This window comes from Dactylosporangium sp. NPDC000244, assembly GCF_040300725.1.
In the GTDB taxonomy this organism is placed as follows: Bacteria; Actinomycetota; Actinomycetes; order Mycobacteriales; family Micromonosporaceae; genus Dactylosporangium.
This window is the reverse complement of the sequence record NZ_JBEPEH010000039.1, coordinates 39269-56682: the sequence shown is the minus strand read 5'-3', so window position 1 is coordinate 56682 and position 17414 is coordinate 39269. Positions and strand designations below refer to the sequence as shown.

General features: G+C 73.5%; 15 protein-coding genes. 5 read left to right on the top strand and 10 right to left on the bottom strand.

Annotated elements, in window-relative coordinates:
• Positions 1–24 precede the first annotated feature (24 nt).
• From cydC to ABT369_RS43280, 6 genes are all read right to left on the bottom strand, one after another.
• Complete coding sequence (cydC, locus tag ABT369_RS43305; protein WP_350621945.1) at positions 25–1602, bottom strand: thiol reductant ABC exporter subunit CydC; 1578 nt, start codon at positions 1600–1602, stop codon at positions 25–27.
• The gene (gene cydD / locus ABT369_RS43300; RefSeq protein WP_350621783.1) at positions 1602–3266 is read right to left on the bottom strand and encodes a thiol reductant ABC exporter subunit CydD; all 1665 of its coding nucleotides are present in this window, start codon (positions 3264–3266) and stop codon (positions 1602–1604) included. Before cydD ends, cydC begins: the two co-directional genes overlap by 1 nt.
• Positions 3267–3279: 13 nt before the next feature.
• A complete protein-coding gene (locus ABT369_RS43295) occupies positions 3280–4230 on the bottom strand; it encodes a cytochrome d ubiquinol oxidase subunit II (RefSeq protein WP_350621781.1) in 951 nt (316 codons plus the stop codon).
• On the bottom strand, positions 4227–5480 hold the full coding sequence (locus ABT369_RS43290; RefSeq protein WP_350621778.1) for a cytochrome ubiquinol oxidase subunit I: 1254 nt from the start codon (positions 5478–5480) through the stop codon (positions 4227–4229). The genes ABT369_RS43295 and ABT369_RS43290 overlap by 4 nt, the downstream gene beginning before the upstream one ends.
• A gap of 196 nt (positions 5481–5676) precedes the next feature.
• A complete protein-coding gene (locus ABT369_RS43285) occupies positions 5677–6201 on the bottom strand; it encodes an ACT domain-containing protein (protein WP_350621776.1) in 525 nt (174 codons plus the stop codon).
• Positions 6201–6965 (bottom strand): ACT domain-containing protein, encoded by a 765-nt coding sequence (locus tag ABT369_RS43280; protein WP_350621774.1) that lies wholly within the window; start codon positions 6963–6965, stop codon positions 6201–6203. Before ABT369_RS43280 ends, ABT369_RS43285 begins: the two co-directional genes overlap by 1 nt.
• Positions 6966–7198: 233 nt before the next feature.
• Between ABT369_RS43280 and ABT369_RS43275 the strand changes: the two genes are divergently transcribed.
• The 5 genes from ABT369_RS43275 (at position 7199) to ABT369_RS43255 (ending at position 12163) form a co-directional block, all read left to right on the top strand.
• Positions 7199–8221 carry a phosphotransferase family protein gene (locus tag ABT369_RS43275; protein WP_350621771.1) on the top strand — a complete coding sequence of 341 codons (1023 nt, stop codon included), beginning with the start codon at positions 7199–7201 and terminating at the stop codon, positions 8219–8221.
• Positions 8221–9432: an acyl-CoA dehydrogenase family protein gene (locus tag ABT369_RS43270; RefSeq protein WP_350621769.1), complete on the top strand. Its 1212-nt coding sequence runs from the start codon at positions 8221–8223 to the stop codon at positions 9430–9432. Before ABT369_RS43275 ends, ABT369_RS43270 begins: the two co-directional genes overlap by 1 nt.
• Before the next feature lie 278 nt (positions 9433–9710).
• Positions 9711–10835: an FtsX-like permease family protein gene (locus ABT369_RS43265; RefSeq protein WP_350621766.1), complete on the top strand. Its 1125-nt coding sequence runs from the start codon at positions 9711–9713 to the stop codon at positions 10833–10835.
• Positions 10832–11515, top strand: coding sequence for an ABC transporter ATP-binding protein (locus ABT369_RS43260; protein WP_350621764.1), 684 nt, complete (start codon positions 10832–10834; stop codon positions 11513–11515). Before ABT369_RS43265 ends, ABT369_RS43260 begins: the two co-directional genes overlap by 4 nt.
• A 21-nt stretch (positions 11516–11536) precedes the next feature.
• On the top strand, positions 11537–12163 hold the full coding sequence (locus ABT369_RS43255) for a TetR/AcrR family transcriptional regulator (RefSeq protein ID WP_350621761.1): 627 nt from the start codon (positions 11537–11539) through the stop codon (positions 12161–12163).
• A gap of 105 nt (positions 12164–12268) precedes the next feature.
• Here ABT369_RS43255 and ABT369_RS43250 read toward each other — a convergent pair whose 3' ends face one another.
• Genes ABT369_RS43250 through ABT369_RS43235 form a run of 4 tightly spaced genes read right to left on the bottom strand, consistent with a single transcriptional unit; the run spans position 12269 to position 17414 of the window.
• A complete protein-coding gene (locus ABT369_RS43250) occupies positions 12269–12724 on the bottom strand; it encodes a hypothetical protein (RefSeq protein ID WP_350621758.1) in 456 nt (151 codons plus the stop codon).
• 56 nt (positions 12725–12780) lie between these two features.
• On the bottom strand, positions 12781–13848 hold the full coding sequence (locus ABT369_RS43245) for a LacI family DNA-binding transcriptional regulator (RefSeq protein WP_350621943.1): 1068 nt from the start codon (positions 13846–13848) through the stop codon (positions 12781–12783).
• Positions 13849–13907: 59 nt separating this feature from the next.
• Positions 13908–16337 carry a glycoside hydrolase family 94 protein gene (locus ABT369_RS43240; protein ID WP_350621756.1) on the bottom strand — a complete coding sequence of 810 codons (2430 nt, stop codon included), beginning with the start codon at positions 16335–16337 and terminating at the stop codon, positions 13908–13910.
• A 39-nt stretch (positions 16338–16376) separates the two neighbouring features.
• Complete coding sequence (locus tag ABT369_RS43235; protein WP_350621754.1) at positions 16377–17414, bottom strand: LacI family DNA-binding transcriptional regulator; 1038 nt, start codon at positions 17412–17414, stop codon at positions 16377–16379.

Here is a 17414-nt window from a genome sequence, read left to right as displayed (position 1 = left end):
GCCCCGCCCGACCCGGGACCATCGTCACCCCGTGACGCGGCCGTCCGCGACGGTCACCACGTCGTCGAAGGCGGTCAGGTCGGCGCGGCGGTGGGTCACCACCACGACCGTGCGGTCCCCGGCCGCGCGCAGGGCCGTCGCCAGCACCGCGTCCGCGGCGGCCGGGTCGAGGCCCTCGGTGGGCTCGTCCAGCAGCAGCACCGGCGGCGGGTCGACCAGGGCCCGGGCCAGCAGCAGCCGCTGGCGCTGCCCGCCGGAGAGCCGCCCGCCGTCCTCCCCCACGAGCTCGTCCAGCCGGTCGGCGTAGGCGGGCAGCCCGGCCGCGGACAGGGCGGCCCGCAGGTCGGCGTCGACGAAGCCTGCCCGGCCGAGGGTGAGGTTCTCGCGCACGGTCGCGTGCAAGACGTACGCGTCGGCGAAGACCCCGCCGGCGACCTGCCAGGGCTCGGCCCCCGGCGGGCGGCCCTCGATCCGCCCGTCGCGCAGCGGGACCGCGCCCGCGATCGCGGACAGCAGCGTGGACTTCCCGGCGCCGCTCGGGCCGACGACGGCGACCCGGCGGCCGGCCGGGAGGACCAGGTCCACATCGGACAGTGCGTCGCGGCCGCCGTGCGGATAGCGCACCGTCACGCCGTGCAGCCGGACCGAGACCGGGTCGCGGTAGGCCCGCAACTCCTGCGCGTCCGGTGCATCAGGTGCGCCCGGTGCATCAGGTGCGCCCGCGGCCACGAGCTCACGCACCCGGCTCAGGGCGCCCCGCACCTCGGCCTGGCGCGCGGCGGCCCCGGCCAGCGGCACGACCACCTCGCCCACGCTCAGCGCCACGAGCGCGAGCACCGGCGCGGCGGAGCCGGACACGAGGGCGGCGACGGCCAGGGCGGCCGCCGCCGGCACGACCGTCGCGGCCGCCGAGACGATCGCCCCGGCGGCCGCGGCGCGCGTCTCCAGGCGGGCCAGGCGCCGCGAGCGCTCGGCGGCGGTGGCCAGGGCGGCCGGCATGGCGCCGAAGGCGAGCAGCTCCGCGGCGCCGTGCGCGATGTCCACAGTGGAGCGGGTGACGTCGCCGCGGGCGACGGCCAGCAAGGCGGCCGGGCGGGACAGGGCCCTGCCGAGCAGGGGCAGCAGCAGGCCGGCCACGAGCAGGGCGGCGGCCAGCACCAGCGCGGCCGGCGGCGAGACGACGGCGAAGGCGGCCACGGCGGCGACGCCGACGACGGCGGCGGTCGCGGCGGGCAGGACGGCCCGCAGCAGCAGGTCCTGCACGGCGTCCACATCGGACACCACCCGGCTGAGCGCGTCCCCGGCCGCGGGCGCCTCGTTGCGGGCGGCCAGGGCGGCGAAGGAGCGGGTGCGCAGCGACGCCAGGACGCGCAGGACCACGTCGTGGCCGGCCAGCCGCTCGGCGTACCGGATGCCGCCCTTGAGCAGCGCGAACGCGCGCACCGCGGCGATGGCGACGGCCAGTGCGGCCAGCGGCGGCTGGTCGGCCGCCCGCACGATCATCCAGGTCGCGGTGCCGACCAGGCCGATCCCGGCGGCCTCCGTCAGCACGGCGAGGAGGCCGGCGAAGGCGAGCCGCAGCACCGCCGGCGGGTTCAGCATCACGCGGCCACCACCGGGCTGCGCGACTCGGTCAGGCGGCCGTCGACGGTGACCGTGCGCGTGGCGATCGACAGCAGGGCCGGGCGGTGGGCGACCAGCAGCGCCGTGCGACCGGCCGCCAGGCGGGCCGCGGAGGCCACGACCGCCGCCTCGCTGGCCGCGTCCAGGCGCGCCGTCGGCTCGTCGAACAGCAGCAGCGACGCCTCCGTGCGCAGCCAGGCCCGCGCCATGGCCAGGCGCTGGCGCTGGCCGCTCGACAGGCCGTGCAGGGCGAGGTCGGTGTCGTAGCCGGACGGCAGCGCGCGCACGAAACCGTCGGCCTCGGCGGCGCGCGCGGCCGCGACCACCTCGTCCAGGCTCGCCCCGGGCGCGCCGAGGCGGATGTTGTCGGCCACGGTGCCGGCGAACAAGTGCGGGCGCTGCGGCAACCAGGCGAGCCGGGCGCGCCAGGCCGCGAGGTCGAGCGCGGCGAGGTCCGCGCCGCCGGCCAGGACCCGGCCCGCGGTGGGCGTCGTGAAGCCGAGCACCAGCGAGAGCAGCGTGGACTTGCCGCCGCCGCTCGGGCCGACCAGGGCCACCCGGTCGCCGGGCTCGATCGTCAGGCTCGCCTCGCGCAGGGCGAGGACGTCGCCGTAGCGAACCTCCACCCGCTCCAGCACCAGGGCCGCGTCCGCCGGTGGCAGCCGGGCCTCGGTGGTCGCCGGGCTGCCGCCGGGGCTGCCACCGGGGCCCGGCGCGTCGTGCAGCACGGCGTGGACCTCGGCGGAGGCCGCGAGCCCCTCCTGGCTGGCGTGGAACCTGGTGCCCAGGGCGCGCAGCGGCAGGTAGGCCTCGGGCGCGAGCAGCAGCACGGCCAGCGCGGCGCCGAGCGTCAGGCGGCCGTCCAGCAGCCGCAGCCCGACGGGCACGGCGACCAGCGCGACCGAGACGGTCGCGACCAGCTCCAGCACCAGGGCCGACAGGAACGCCAGGCGCAGGGTGCGCATGGTGGCTCGGCGGTACCCCTCCGCGTTCTCCCGCACCCGCCGCACGTACGCGCCCGCGCGGCCGTGCGCGCGCAGGGTCGCCAGGCCGCGCACGGTGTCGAGGAAGTGCCCGCCGAGCCGGGTGAGCTCGTGCCACTGGCGCTGGGTGCGGGCGCCGGTGGACCGGCCGACGAGGATGCCGAAGACGGGGATGAGCGGCAGGGTCAGGGCGACGACGACCGCCGACGCGAAGTCGGTGACGGCGAGCCAGCCCAGGGTCGCGAGCGGGACGAACGCGGCCAGGAAGACCTGCGGCAGGTAGCCGGTGAGGTACCCGTCGAGGCCGTCGACCCCGCGGCCGGCCAGGGTCGCGAGCTCCCCCGCGCGCTGCCCCGACAGCCAGGCGGGCCCGCGCCGCGCGGCCGCGTCGAGCAGTTGCTCGCGCAGGTGGGCCTTGACCGCGGCGGCGGCCCGCCCGGCGACGGCGCTCAGCGCGCCGGCGTGCAGCCCGCGCAGCAGGACCGTCACCGCGCCGACGACCAGCGCGGTGCGGTCGAGCCGTCCGCCGGCGGCCGCGGCGAGCAGGGTCGCGAGGCTGACCGCCTGCGCCACGACGAGCACCGCGGCGATCAGCGCCGAGCCCGCCAGCACCAGCACATAACGCCGGACCGGCCCGAGCCGCAAAAGTCTTCTGTCCACGTGTCGCGCCGCCCTACCAGTACGGAGACGTCCGGCGCCGGAAGAGCCACCAGCAGGCGGCCTGGACGGCGACGAGCACCGGAAGCAGCGGCGCCGCGCCGAGTGTGAGCAGCCGCAGCGTGTCAGCGCCCGCGGCCGCGCCGTCGACGGTCACCGTCGCGCCCGGATCCAGCGTGGACGCTAGCACGCCCGGGAACAGCGCCGACGCGGCCGCGACGACGGGTAGGGCGCACGCCACAGCGGTCGCCGCGAACGCCATCCCGGGCCGGGGCACCCACCCGGCGACGACCACGGCCGCCACGGCGACGAGCGCGAGCACGGTGCCGGCGACCGGGTTGCGGATGCCGGCCGGGGCCGCGAGCCACCAGCCGCCGAGCGCCAGCGCCGCGACCCCGCCTGCGAGCAGGGGCAGGCCCGGGCGCAGCGGCCGGCCGAGCTTCCAGTGCAGGTACGCCGCCCCGTGCGCGAGCACCAGCAGCACGTTGGCCGCGGCCGTGAGCCAGACCATCGGATCGGCGAAGGGCGCGAGGCCGTGCACGTGGCCGTCGGCCCCGATCGGCACGCCGTGCAGCAGCACGCCGAACAGCAGCCCCCAGGCCGTCGCGAGGGTCAGCCCGGCCGCGGGGATGAGCACGTCGAAGCCGCCCCGCCGCCGGGCCCGGCCGCGCAGCTGGACGCCCGCGCTGAGCGCGGCGAGCCCGAGCACGGCCGCGACGACGGCCGGGTACGCGGCGGTGAACAGCTCCCCCTCCAGCCGCGGGAACGCGGCGATGAGCACCCCGGCGGCGCCGACCACCCAGACCTCGTTGCCGAGGAACATCGGGCCGAGCGCGTTGAGGGCCTCGCGGCGCCGGTCGTCGCCGCGCAGCGCGGGCAGCAGCATGGCCACGCCCTGGTCGAGCCCGCCGAGGACGAAGTAGGCGACGGACACCGCGCCCAGGATGACGTACCACATGGTGCTCATACGAGGGCCTCCTGCCGCTGCTCGGCGGGCTCGGGCGCGAACGCCTCGCCGGGTGGTCGCGCCGCGGCCCGGGCCAGCAGCCACCAGTCGAGGAGCACCAGCGCCACGACGAGCGCGGAGAAGCCGAACGTGGACCACCGCAGCGCGCCCGCGCTCATCGGGGACACGGCGTCGGCGGTGCGCAGCAGGCCGTACACCGCCCACGGCTGCCGCCCCTCCTCCCGCACGAACCAGCCGGCGATCGCGGTGAGCATCGGCACCGGGATGAGCGCGGTGAGCAGCCACGACATCGGCCGGGCCCAGCGGCGGTGGATCAGCGCGTCGCGGAAGGTGAGCGCCTGCGCCACGGCGAGGACGAGGAACAGCAGGTTGGCGATCTGGATCATGAGGCCGAGCGCGACCCCGACGTTGCCGCTGACGAGGTAGTCGCCTGGGCCGAACCGCTGCACCAGCTCCGCCTGGCGCTCGAGCGCGGTGTCGCCGCGGCCGGCCATCTTCATCGGCTGACTGGCGTCGATCCAGCCGAACTGGGCGTAGCCGAAGCCGATGGTGAGGAAGGTGCCGATCAGCCCGACCCGGATGCCCAGCCGCAGCGAGCGGCGGAACAGCTCGAAGTCGTCGGTCCTCGCGCGGCGCAGGCGCCAGGCCGAGACGCCGGCCACGAGCACGCCCCCGGCGATCATGGTCGCCGAGACCGCGTGGGCCAGGGCGAACCACAGGGCGCTGTTGGTGAGCAGGGCGCCGAAGTCCGTGAGCCGGGCGGTGCCGTGCTCGTCCAGGGCGTAGCCGACCGGGTGCTGCAGGAACGCGTTGCTCACGAGCACCCAGAACGCGGAGAGCAGCGCGGTCGCCGCGGTGCCCCAGATCAGCGCCAGGTGCAGCCGCTTGCCGAGCCGCCCCCAGCCGAAGATCCACATGCCGAGCAGCGTCGACTCGAGCACGAAGGCGATGAGCGTCTCCAGCGCGAGCGGCGCGCCGAACACGTCGCCGGTCAGGCGGGACAGGCCGCTCCAGTTGAGCCCGATCTCGAACTCCATGACGAGCCCGGTGGCGATGCCGACCGCGTAGTTGATCGCGTAGAGCTGGCCCCAGAAGCGGGCCATCCGGCCGTACACCTCCTGGCCCGTGATCGTGTAGCGCGTCTGCATGACGGCGACGAGCACCACGAGGCCGAGCGTGACCATGACGAACGTGAAGTGCAGCGATGCGGTGAGCCCGAACTGGGTCCGCGCGTACTCCAAGGCGCTCATGCCGCGACCTCCGCAACGCTGCGGCCACGGCATGAGAAGCCCTGCGCTTGCCGATGAGCGGCCACTCCGCTCCGCTCCGTACCGCTCATACGTCGTCCCCCGACATGTACCCAACCAACATGTTGGCAGACTACACGTAGGCGGGCACAACAAAAAGCGCCCCCTCGATCACGAGGGGGCGCTGCTGTGAAAAGACTCAGGAAGCGGTGCGTCTCGATGCGACCCGGGCCAGCTCGACCAGGGCCTGAGCCCGGGCATACTCGGCCGGGGTGAACTCGGGGGCGGGCCGGCGGACGTAGAGCGTGCCACCGGCCGGGTCCTCCAGCTGCATCCCGGTGGCCGTGAAGCCGCCGGCGCCGCTGGAGCGCCAGGAGATGTCGCAGTCGCCGAGGAGCGCGGCCAGGGCCTCCTCCAGGTCGCAGCCGCCGTCGAGGACCTTGGTGGCCAGGGCCAGCACGCGGGTCGGCTCGTCGATCAGCCCGCGCACGTCGGCCGGAGCGATCCACGGGTCGCGGCCGCGGCCGCGCTGCACGGCCTCGGCCAGGGCCGCGGCGGTGAGGTCGTCGGGCGCCTCGACCAGGAAGTCGTCCACGGCACCGGCCTCGGTGGTGTGGACCTGCACGGAGAGGATGTTGACCTTCCGCAGGGCCAGGCTCGCGGTGAGCACGGAGAGGAAGCCGGGCCGGTCGTCCACCGTGGCCCGGATGCGCCAGAGCGCCATCACCGCGACCTTGTGCCGGCGGGAGCGGGGGTTCCGGCAACGGAACTCCCCGCCTCACCCGGTTCCGCCAAACCGGGCCCCGCCAGCCGTTCCCCCAACACAGATGCGGTTGCACCGACCAGCTGCGCCAGCCGTTCCACCTCGGAACCGTGGAACGGTGGTGCTCCAGCGTCGCCGTCCGCCCCGCCGCGTCCGACAACAAGGACCAGACCTCCGCGCTGGAAAGGCGCGACAGCGAGATGAACGCCGTCAGCTGCACTCAACGCACGGGGCCGGAGTGGTGCGATGTCCACCTGTGGGGGGACATCCGGAGCGCGCCAGCTCGCGCTGACCACCGAGACGTCGGACCAGGCCTGGGCACGCGCGCCGCCGCCCGCCCAGTCGGATCCGACTCTGATCGCCACCGCCCAGTCCGCGCCGAACAGTGCGGGCGCCGCGTCCACGACCGTCGCCAGGCCGTGTTCCGGGTTCGCCGCCACCTGTCCGATCAGCGCGACCTCGCGGCCGCTGCACGGCTCCGAGAGCTCGGTGCCGCGCCACACACCGTCCAAGCGCACGCCTGGGATCGCCGCCAGTCCGGTGAGCACGCGGTCGACCGGGGCCGAAGCCGGCCATGCCACGGTGAAGTCGTCCACCGCACGGCCGCTGACCCGTTCCAGTACGACTACCGAAACGATGTCCGCGCCGACCACACCCAGCGTCCGGGCAACCTGCCCGAGTGAGCCGGGACGGTCGGGCAGCGCAACCCTCAGCCTGAGCAGCATGTGAGTCGACCTCCCGTTCGTCCTTGGGCCGAGGTGCACGCCGCCGTTGGTGTACGCCTTGCTCTCCCTTACTGCGACCAGGTTGCCTACCGCGAGTTTCCGCGCCGTTTCGCAGCGGTGTCGATGCCGGAACGTTTCCCCGGGGCGTTTCCGCACCGCCAGTGCGGAATTATTCGTGACGAATCACCCCCGGTTGCTTGACAGAGAACGTGTCTCAACCCTGGACTGATCGGATGACCACCCCGCCCGGTCTCGACCTGCCCCGCCTGCAGTCCTACCTGGACGAGAAGGCCCCCGGCCTGGTCGGCGCGCCGCTGGCCGCCGAGCTCGTGGCCGGCGGCCGATCCAACCTGACCTATGTGCTCAACGACGCCTTCGTCCTGCGCCGCCCGCCGCTGGGCCACGTGCTGGCCACCGCGCACGACATGGCCCGCGAGTTCCGGGTCATCTCCGCGCTCGGCCCCACCCCGGTGCCCGTGCCCGAGGCCCTGCTGCTGTGCGAGGACGACTCGGTGCTCGGCGCGCCGTTCTACCTCATGGCCCGGGTGCCCGGCGTGGTGCTGCGCCACCGCGCGCAGACCGACCCGCTCGGCGAGCACAGCCGCCGCCAGGTCGCCTTCGCGATGATGGACACCCTCGCCGAGCTGCACCTCGTCGACCCGGCCGCCGTCGGGCTGGCGGAGTTCGGCCGGCCCGAGGGCTTCCTGGAGCGCCAGGTCCGCCGCTGGAGCAAGCAGCTCGAGGGCTCCCGCAGCCGCGACCTGCCCGCTGCCGACACGCTGCGCGAGCGGCTCGCCGCGACCATCCCGGCGAGCCCCCGGCCCGCGATCGTGCACGGCGACTACCGCCTCGACAACCTCATCGTCGACCCGGACACCCTGCGCGTGGCCGCCGTCCTGGACTGGGAGATGGCCACGATCGGCGACCCGCAGACGGATCTGGGGCTGCTGCTGGCGTACTGGAACGTGCTGGACCGCATCAAGACCGGCCGCAACCCGATCGCGGACGGCCTCGGCGCGGCGGCCGGGTTCCCCAGCGGCGACGAGCTGCTCGAGCGCTACGCGAGCCGCGCCCCGCTCAGCGACGACCTGCACTGGTACGTCGGCCTGGCCTGCTACAAGCTCGCCGTCGTGCTGGAGGGGATCCACTACCGGTACACCCGGGGACAGACCGTCGGGGCGGGCTTCGACGAGATCGGCGACCTGGTTCTGCCCCTGCTCGAAGAGGGCATCGCAGCGATCAACGGAGAGAGCTGATGGACTTCGGTTTCGACCAACGCACGGCCGAGCTGCACGAGAAGCTCACGGACTTCATGGACGAGGAGGTGTACGGCGCCGAGCCCGTCCTGGAGCGGCAGCTGGCCGAGGCCGAGGACCCCTGGGCGCGCCCCGCGGTCATCGAGGAGCTCAAGCGGTCCGCGCGCGGGCGGGGCCTCTGGAACCTGTTCCTGCCCGACGCCACCCACGGCGCGGGGCTGACGAACCTGCAGTACGCACCCCTGGCCGAGATCACCGGCCGCAGCCCGAACCTGGCCCCGGAGGCGCTCAACTGCGCGGCCCCCGACACCGGCAACATGGAGGTGCTGGCCCAGTTCGGCTCGGCCGAGCAGCGGGACCGGTGGCTCAAGCCGCTGCTGGAGGGCCAGATCCGCTCGGCCTTCTGCATGACCGAGCCCGACGTCGCCTCCTCCGACGCCACCAACATCGCCACCCGCATCGAGCGCGACGGCGACGGCTACGTCATCAACGGCCGCAAGTGGTGGTCCTCGGGCGCGATGAACCCCAACTGCCAGATCCTCATCGTCATGGGCAAGAGCGACCCGCAGGCCGAGCGGCACCGGCAGCAGAGCATGATCCTCGTACCGCGCGACACCCCCGGCATCACCGTCAAGCGCGGCATGCACGTCTTCGGCTACACCGACGCCGCCCACGGCGGGCACGCCGAGGTCGTCTTCGACAACGTGCGCGTTCCCGCCGACGCCCTCATCGCCGGCGAGGGCCAGGGCTTCGCGATCGCCCAGGCGCGGCTCGGCCCGGGCCGCATCCACCACTGCATGCGACTCATCGGCATGGCGGAGCGCGCCCTGGAGCTGATGTGCGTGCGGGTCAGCCGGCGGGTCGCCTTCGGCCGCCCGCTCGCCGAGCAGGGTGTCATCCAGGAGTGGATCGCCGAGTCGCGGGTGCGCATCGAGCAGGCCCGCCTGCTGGTGCTCAAGACCGCCTGGCTGATGGACACCGTCGGCAACAAGGGCGCCCACACCGAGATCCAGTCCATCAAGATCGCGGTGCCGTCGATGGCGGAGTGGGTCATCGACAAGGCGATCCAGGCCCACGGCGCGGCCGGCGTCAGCCAGGACACCCCGCTGGCCACGCTCTGGTCCAGCGCCCGCACCCTGCGCCTGGCCGACGGCCCGGACGAGGTCCACCGCGCCTCCCTGGCCCGGCGCGAGCTGCGCAAGTACAGCTGAGGCCGCGCCTGGCGCGTCATCGTCGAAGCCACCCACCGCCCGACAAGCGATCCTGCTTGTCGGGCGTTTCCGCTTGGGCCCGCAGCACAGGCCGGCTCCCGTCGGCCCTCGGCAGGCCACCTCCTGCCGAGGCCGCGGCGTCCCCGGCGGCGCAGTGACGGCGGCGGTGGAGACCGGCGAGTCCGGATCGCAGGTGACCCCGAGCGGCATTTTCTCGACACAGTGTCGGTATAGTTCCCGACACTGTGTCGGAAAAACTGCTACCCGCAGGAGGATGGATGTTCCTTGCACTGCGCGAACTTCGCTTCGCGCGCTGGCGGTTCACGCTCATGGGCAGCGTCGTCGCCCTGATCGCGATCCTGGTGGTGCTGCTGTCCGGGCTGTCGTCGGGCCTGGTCAACGACGGCGTGTCCGGTCTTCAGCGGCTCCCGGTGACCGCCTTCGCCTTCGATCAGCACACCAAGCTCGACTCGGCGTTCTCCCGCAGCGTGGTCAACAGCCGGCAGGCCGATCAGTGGCGCCGGCAGCCCGGCGTGCTGGATGCCGCCCTGTTCGGCAACATGCTCGTCAACGCCCGCAGCGAACGGGGCCTGCCCATCGACCTGGCCCTCTTCGGCGTCGAGCCCGGCTCGTTCCTGGCACCCGCTGCGGCCGAGGGCACCGGGCTCGGCGGTCCGGACGGCATCGTGGTGTCCCAGACGGCCATCAAGGCCGGTCTGCGTCTCGGGGACACCGTCACCATCGACCGGATCGGCACCAGGCTGACCGTCGTCGGCGCCACCGGGGACCAGCGTACGTTCGGCCACGTCGACGTCGCGTATCTGCCCCTCGCGGCCTGGCAGCGCCTGCACCAGGGCGTCGGGCCCGGCGAGGAGCTCCGGGCCTCGGCGACCACCGAGGCCACCGCGGTCGCCATCCGGGCGGACAGGGATGCCGACCTCGCCGCCGGGGACGCGGCCGCCGGCACGACCAGCTTCCGCAAAGCGGAGGCATATGACGCCTCGCCCGGCTACACCGCCGAGACCTCGACCCTCAGGCTCATCCAGGTCTTCCTCTACGCCATCTCCGCCCTGGTGGTCGGCGCGTTCTTCACGGTCTGGACCATCAACCGCAGGCACGAGCTCGCGGTGCTGCGAGCGATGGGCGCCGCCCGGTCCTACCTGCTGCGCGACGGCCTGATCCAGGCCCTGGTGATCCTCGGTGCCGCGATCGGCGCGGGCGTGGCCGTCGGCGTCGGCCTCGGCGGCGTGATCAGCGGCGGTGCGGTGCCCTTCGCCATCGAAGCGCCCGCGGTGGCCGTCGCCGCCGTCCTGCTGGCCGTTCTCGGGCTGGCCGGTGCGGCCTCCGCCATCGTCCGGGTCGCGGCCATCGACCCGCTCACGGCACTGGGAGCACAGCGATGACCATGAGCGACCACACCGGCCTGGCCCTGTCGGGGGTGACGATGCGTCTCGGCGACGGCGATGCGTCGGTCACCGCACTGGACGAGGTGAGCCTGACCGTCGCCCCGGGCGAACTCGTGGCCGTGGTGGGCCCCTCGGGCGCGGGCAAGTCGAGCCTGCTCGCGGTCGCCGGCGCGTTGAGCATCCCCGACAGCGGGACCGTGACCATCGACGGGCACGACATCGTCGGCATGAGTGTCACAGCCCGCGCGGCGTACCGGCGCGACCACATCGGCTTCGTGTTCCAGAGCGGCAACCTCCTGCCGGCGCTCACCGCACTGGACCAGCTGCGGCTGGTCACCAAGCTCAGCCGCCGCCGGACGGACGATCGCGATCCCGCCGAGCTCCTCGCGGACGTGGGGATGACGCACCGGGCCGACCGCCGGCCACACCAGCTCTCCGGCGGGGAACGGCAACGCGTCGGCATCGCCCGAGCCCTGGTCGGACAGCCCTCACTGCTGCTGGTCGACGAACCCACGGCCGCGCTGGACCGGGCGCGCAGCCACGAGGTGGTGCAGCTGCTCGCTCGGGAGACGAAACGGTCCGCCGTCGCTACGGTTATGGTGACCCACGATCACGACGTGCTGGAACACTGCGACCGGGTGGTCGAGATGATCGACGGACGGCTGTCCACCGGCTGAGGACACGACGAGAGAGGGCCCGTGCCGCGCATCGACGCACCCACCATCGCTCAGCACCGGGCACAGCGCCGCCGGGCCCTCCTCGACGCCGCACGCGTCCTGCTGACCGAGGACCCGCACCGGATCCCGACCCTCGCCGCCGTCGCGACCCGGGCCGGGTTGCCCCGCTCATCGGTGTACGAGTACTTCCCGTCCCAGCGGGACATCCTGCTCGAGCTGGTGCAGGAAATCCTGCCGAACTGGTCGCGCCGCGTCACCGCCGCGATCGCCGCCGCCGACAGCCCGGGAGAAAAGGTGCTGGCCTACGCCTCCGCGAACCTGCGCCTGGTCGCCGAAGGCGAACACGCCCTCGCCACCGCCCTGATCCAGTCGGTGCCGGGCGAGCAGGTCAGCGCCAGCACCCAGCACATGCACGAGCAGATGAGCCAGCCACTGGCCGCTGCCCTCACCGACCTCGGCCTGCCCGACCCGTCCGTCACCGCCGGTCTGATCAGCTCGATCGTCTACACCGCCAGCCGCATGATCGAGGCGGGATCCGACGCGACCGCCATCGAGGCGCGGGTCCGCGAACTCCTCGCGCCCTTCCTGCTCGGCCACGCCGGCGCGGCGGCACCCCGCCGGCCTTCGGCGGCGACGGACGACGCATGACCTCCCTCCCCCGATCGGCAGCGGCCGACGGGGGCGCGAAGCAGAGACGGGCCGGCGCCCCGCACGGCGCCGGCCCGGTTACCTCTTCCCGGGGGAAAGCTCAGGTCAGGGCGTGACCGGCGGGACCACCGGCTCGTAGGGCGCCGGGGGCTCGGCCGAGGCCGGCAGCTCGTCGGGCTCGTCGCTGAAGCGCTCGCTCGCGGCCTGGATGGCCTTCGGCGCCGAGGCCGCCACCGCCCAGCCCACCGCCACGCCACCCAGCGCCGCCACCGCGATCCAGCCCCACGGCGTGCGCGAGCGCCGGCCCGACAGCGCGTCGAGGGCCAGGTTGGCCCGCTTCCACGCCTCGGTCGACACCGAGCTCACCCGGTCCGACGCCGAGCTGTAGCGGTCCGAGGCCTCGCCGGCCAGGTCGCCGGCCCGGTCCTTGAAGTCGTATGCGCGGTCCTTCACCGTGCCACCGAACGAGCGGGCGTTGTCGAGGGCCGAGACCAGGTGGTCCCAGGCCTCCTCGGCCACGCTCTCGGCCCGGCGCCGCCGCTTCTTCCACTCACTGCTCATCGAAATCGCCACCTCCTCCGATGTCCTGCTGCCCGGAACCGGAGAACGGCAAACCCCTACGCGGAGGCGCGGCGGACCAGGTGCGTCTCGACCATCACCGAGGACGAGGCCGCGCCGCCGATGCGCGCGATGAGCAGTCGCGCCATCTCCCGCCCCATCGCCTCGACCGGCTGGTGCACGGTGGTCAGCGGCGGGTCGGTCTGCCGGGCGATCGCCACGTCGTCGAAGCCGACCAGGGCCACGTCGTCCGGCACCCGCTTGCCGATCGTGCGCAGCCCGCGCAGGGCACCGACGGCCATCAGGTCGGAGGCGGCGAAGACCGCGTCGATCCCGGGGTCGGACTCGAGCAGCTCGCGCACCGCGCGCTCGCCGCTGGCCTCGGAGAAGTCGCCGTACGCGATGAGCCGCTCGTCCACCGGGATCCCCGCGCGCTCCAGCGCCTCGCGGTAGCCGGTCAGCCGGGACACGCCCACGGCCATGTCCTGCGGGCCGGCGATCGCGGCGATGCGCCGGCGCTGGCGGTCCAGCAGGTGCCCGACGGCGATGCGGGCGCCGCCCTCGTTGTCCGCGTCCACGTAGGAGAGCTGGGACAGCTGGGCGGTGAAGTTGAGCTGCTCGTCGTCGGCGAGCATCTGGGCCGGCCGGCCGCCGAGCACCACGGGCAGGCCGCGGCGCTCCAGCAGCAGCGGCAGCGGGTCGGCGTCGTGCAGGGAGAGCAGCATCACGCCGTCGACGTGCTGGTTGGTCAGGTGGTGCTCGACGCGCTCGCGCTCGGCCGGGGACTGGGCCATCGCCAGCCAGAGCTGCAGCTGGGTGTCGGCCAGGGCCGAACTGATGCCGCGGACGATGCCGGCGAAGAAGGGCTCGCCGAAGACGCGCTCCTCCGACTCCGAGACGACCAGCGCGACCGAGTCTGTGCGCTGGGTGACGAGCGCGCGGGCGGCTCGGTTGGGCACGTACCCCAGCTCGTCGATCGCCTTCTGCACCGCCGCGCGGGCCTCGGGGCTCACCTGGGGCGAGCCGTTGACCACGCGCGAGACGGTGCCGCGGCCGACACCGGCGCGCAGGGCGACCTCGTCGAGCGTGGGCCGGCCGGCGGAGCGCGGGCGGCCCGGGGACGGGATGTTCACGCCTCATTGTGCGCACATCTCGTCATCGGGCCACCCGGCAGCCCCGCGATCTTTCACGAAATCGTCAGGATCACCTCAACGTCGGAGCCCTCGATGGCCGGCGGGATGACGCCATCGGGGTCGATCGACGCCCCGTCGACGGTCAGCGAGCGGGTGTCGCCGCGCTGGACCGTGATGGTGTACGTCGCCCCGCGGAACCGGCGGACCGCCGTGAACCCGGGCCAGTCCGCCGGGATGACCGGAGCCACCCGCAGGCCGGCCAGCTCGGGACGAATGCCGAGAATCCACTGCGTGATGGCCGCGTAGTTCCACGCCGCCGTGCCGGTCAGCCAGGAGTTCTTGGCCTCGCCGTGGGTCGGCGCGTCCCGGCCGGCGATCATCTGCGCGTACACGTATGGCTCGCACCGGTGCACCTCGCTGATCGCCTCCCGGGCCGAGGGCAGGATCCGCTTGTAGTAGTCGAACGCCCCGTCGCCGTTGCCGACGATCGTCTCGGCGATCATGAGCCACGGGTTGGTGTGGCAGAAGATGCCGCCGTTCTCCTTGTAGCCGGGCGGGTAGGAGGAGATCTCGCCGAGCTCCAGCCGGTAGGAGGTGTAGGCCGGCTGCTGCAGGACGATCCCGTGCGGGGTGGCGAGCCGCTCCCGCACGCTGGCCAGGGCCCTCGCCGCGGTGCCGTCCTCGACCCCGACGCCGCCCATCACGCACATGCCCTGCGGCTCGATGAAGATCTGGCCCTCGTCGTTGGAGGCCGAGCCGATGACGTTGCCGTGGAAGTCGTACGCCCGGCGGAACCAGGCCCCGTCCCAGCCGTGCTCGGCGATCGTGCCGGCCATCTTCTCGGCCGCGTCGAGGTACTCCTGGGCCGGCTGGCCCACGGACTGCGCGATCCCGGCGAGCTCCTTCGCGGCCAGCACGAACTGCCCGGCGATGAACACCGACTCGGCGACCCCGCCGGTGGCGTTCTCGGTCGTCTGGAAGGGCTCCCCCGGCGTGTCGGAGAAGCAGTTGAGGTTCAGGCAGTCGTTCCAGTCGGCGCGCCCGATCAGCGGCAGGCCGTGCGGGCCGAGGCGGTCCAGGGTGTACCGCAGCGAGCGCTGCAGGTGATCGTAGAGCGGCGTCTCGGAGCCCGGCTCGTTGTCGTAGGGCACCGGCGCGTCGAGGATCGACAGGTCGCCGGACTCCTTGAGGTAGGACGCGACCCCGAGGATGAGCCACAGCGGGTCGTCGTTGAAGCCCGAGCCGATGTCGTTGTTCCCCCGCTTGGTCAGCGGCTGGTACTGGTGATACGCCCCGCCGGTGGCCAGCTGGGTCGCGGCGATGTCGAGGATCCGCTCGCGGGCCCGCTCCGGGATCATGTGCACGAAGCCGAGCAGGTCCTGGTTGGAGTCGCGGAAGCCCATGCCGCGGCCGATGCCGGACTCGTAGAACGAGGTCGAGCGGCTCAGGTTGAACGTGATCATGTTCTGGTACGTGTTCCAGATGTTGACCATCCGGTTCGTGTCCCCGTCGGGCGTGTCCACCTGCAGCGCGCCGAGCAGCCGGTCCCAGTTCTCGCGCAGCGCGGCGAAACCGGCGTCGACCGTCTCCTGCCGCAGCCAGCGCTCGATCACCGGGCGGACCATGTGCTTGTTGACGGTCTGCGAGCCGGGCGGGTCGAACTTGGCGTCCTTCGGGTTCTCCCAGTAGCCGAGCACGAAGCCGATCTCGCGGGTCTCCCCCGGCTCCAGCGTGACGCGCACGTGGTGCGAGCCGTGCGGCTGCCAGCCGTGCGCCACCGAGTCCGACGAGCTGCCGCGCTCCACGGCGATCGGCCGGTCCCACGAGCGGTACGGGCCGAGGAAGGACTCGCGGGCCGTGTCGAACCCGGCCAGCGGCTCGGAGCAGGCGAAGTAGGCGAAGTGGTCGCGGCGCTCGCGGTACTCCGTCTTGTGGTAGATGACCCCGTCGACGACCTCGACCTGGCCGGTGCTGAAGTTGCGCTGGAAGTTGGTGGCGTCGTCCTGGGCGTCCCAGAGGCAGAACTCCACCGAGGAGAAGACCGAGAGCTCGGCGGCGGTGTCGCGCTCGTTGGTCAGCCGCAGCCGCCAGACCTCCAGCGTCTCGCCGAGCGGCACGAAGTACGTGACCTGCGCCTTGATGTCGCGGTAGCCGGAGGAGATCGTCGTGTAGGACAGCCCGTGACGGCACTCGTAGTCGTCGAGCTCCGTCTGCGTCGGCTGCCAGGTCGGGGACCAGAACTCGCCGCTCGCCGCGTCGCGCAGGTACAGGTAGCGGCCGCCGAAGTCGAAGGGCGCGTTGTTGTACCGGTAGCGAGTGAGGCGGCGCAGCCGCGCGTCACGGTAGAACGAGTAGCCGCCGGCGGTGTTGGAGATGATGCCGAAGTACGCCTCGGTGCCCAGGTAGTTGATCCAGGGCAGCGGGGTGTCCGGCCGGTCGATCACGTACTCGCGACTCTCGTCGTCGAAGTGGCCGTAGCGCACGTTTTGCCTCCTAGCGTGCCCACAGGGGAAGGCACAGTCTCAGGCCGACTCGCGCACCACGAGGTGCGTGTCGAGCACAGTCGAGTGGGCCGGCCCGCCGGCGATGCGGGCCAGCAGGAGCCTGGCCATCTCGCGACCCATGCCCTCCACCGACTGGTGCACGGTGGTGAGCGGCGGCAGGGTCTGCCGGGCCACGGCGGAGTCCTCGAACCCGACCACGGCGACGTCCGCGGGAACGGCCCGGCCCAGCTCGCGCAGGGCTCGGATGGCTCCCACGGCCATCAGGTCGGAGGCGGCGAAGACGGCGTCGAGCCCCGGGTTGAGATGCAGCAGGCGGTTCATCGCTTCGGCGCCGCTCGCCTCGCTGAAGTCGCCGTATGCGACGAGACGGTCGTCGAACGGATGGGACGCGGCCCGCAGCGCCTCGCGATAGCCGCGCAGGCGGGCCTTGCCGACGCCCATGTCCTGCGGGCCGGCGATCGCCGCGACGCAGCGGCGTCCCAGGTTGAGCAGGTGCTCGACGGCCAGCCGGGCACCGCCCTCGTTGTCGTTGTCGACGAACGAGACGGTGTGCCCGTTGGCCTGGCCGTCGATGGTGCCCGTCTCGAGCATGTGCGCGGTGCGCCCGCCCAGGACGGTCGGCAGCCCGCGGCCGGCCAGCAGGCCGGGCAGCGGGTCGTCGTCGTGCAGCGACAGCAGCAGGACGCCGTCGACGTGCTGGTCGTTGAGGTGGCGCTCGACCAGCACGCGCTCGGCGACCGACTGCGCCATCGCGAGCCACAGCTGCATCTGGGTGTCGGCCAGGTGCGAGCTGACGCCGCGGACGATGCCGGCGAAGAACGGCTCGCCGAACACCCGCTCCTCGGACTCGGAGACCACGAGGGCCACGGAGTCGGTGCGGCGGGTGACGAGCGCCCGGGCGGCCCGGTTGGGCACGTAGCCGAGCGCGTCGATCGCCTTCTGCACCGCAGCCCGCGCCTCCGGGCTCACCTGGGGCGAGCCGTTGATGACCCGGGAGACGGTGCCGCGCCCGACACCGGCCAGGGCAGCGACCTCGTCAAGTGTCGGGCGGTGCAC

What these genes read in the sequence shown, in the direction of transcription:
- ABT369_RS43275 (WP_350621771.1), top strand. Translation starts at nt 7,199, where the DNA reads ATGACCACCCCGCCCGGTCTCGACCTGCCCCGCCTGCAGTCCTACCTG.
- ABT369_RS43290 (WP_350621778.1), bottom strand. Translation starts at nt 5,480, where the DNA reads ATGAGCGCCTTGGAGTACGCGCGGACCCAGTTCGGGCTCACCGCATCG.
- cydC (WP_350621945.1), bottom strand. Translation starts at nt 1,602, where the DNA reads ATGCTGAACCCGCCGGCGGTGCTGCGGCTCGCCTTCGCCGGCCTCCTC.
- ABT369_RS43270 (WP_350621769.1), top strand. Translation starts at nt 8,221, where the DNA reads ATGGACTTCGGTTTCGACCAACGCACGGCCGAGCTGCACGAGAAGCTC.
- ABT369_RS43265 (WP_350621766.1), top strand. Translation starts at nt 9,711, where the DNA reads ATGTTCCTTGCACTGCGCGAACTTCGCTTCGCGCGCTGGCGGTTCACG.
- ABT369_RS43280 (WP_350621774.1), bottom strand. Translation starts at nt 6,965, where the DNA reads ATGCTGCTCAGGCTGAGGGTTGCGCTGCCCGACCGTCCCGGCTCACTC.
- ABT369_RS43285 (WP_350621776.1), bottom strand. Translation starts at nt 6,201, where the DNA reads ATGGCGCTCTGGCGCATCCGGGCCACGGTGGACGACCGGCCCGGCTTC.
- ABT369_RS43295 (WP_350621781.1), bottom strand. Translation starts at nt 4,230, where the DNA reads ATGAGCACCATGTGGTACGTCATCCTGGGCGCGGTGTCCGTCGCCTAC.
- ABT369_RS43260 (WP_350621764.1), top strand. Translation starts at nt 10,832, where the DNA reads ATGACCATGAGCGACCACACCGGCCTGGCCCTGTCGGGGGTGACGATG.
- ABT369_RS43250 (WP_350621758.1), bottom strand. Translation starts at nt 12,724, where the DNA reads ATGAGCAGTGAGTGGAAGAAGCGGCGGCGCCGGGCCGAGAGCGTGGCC.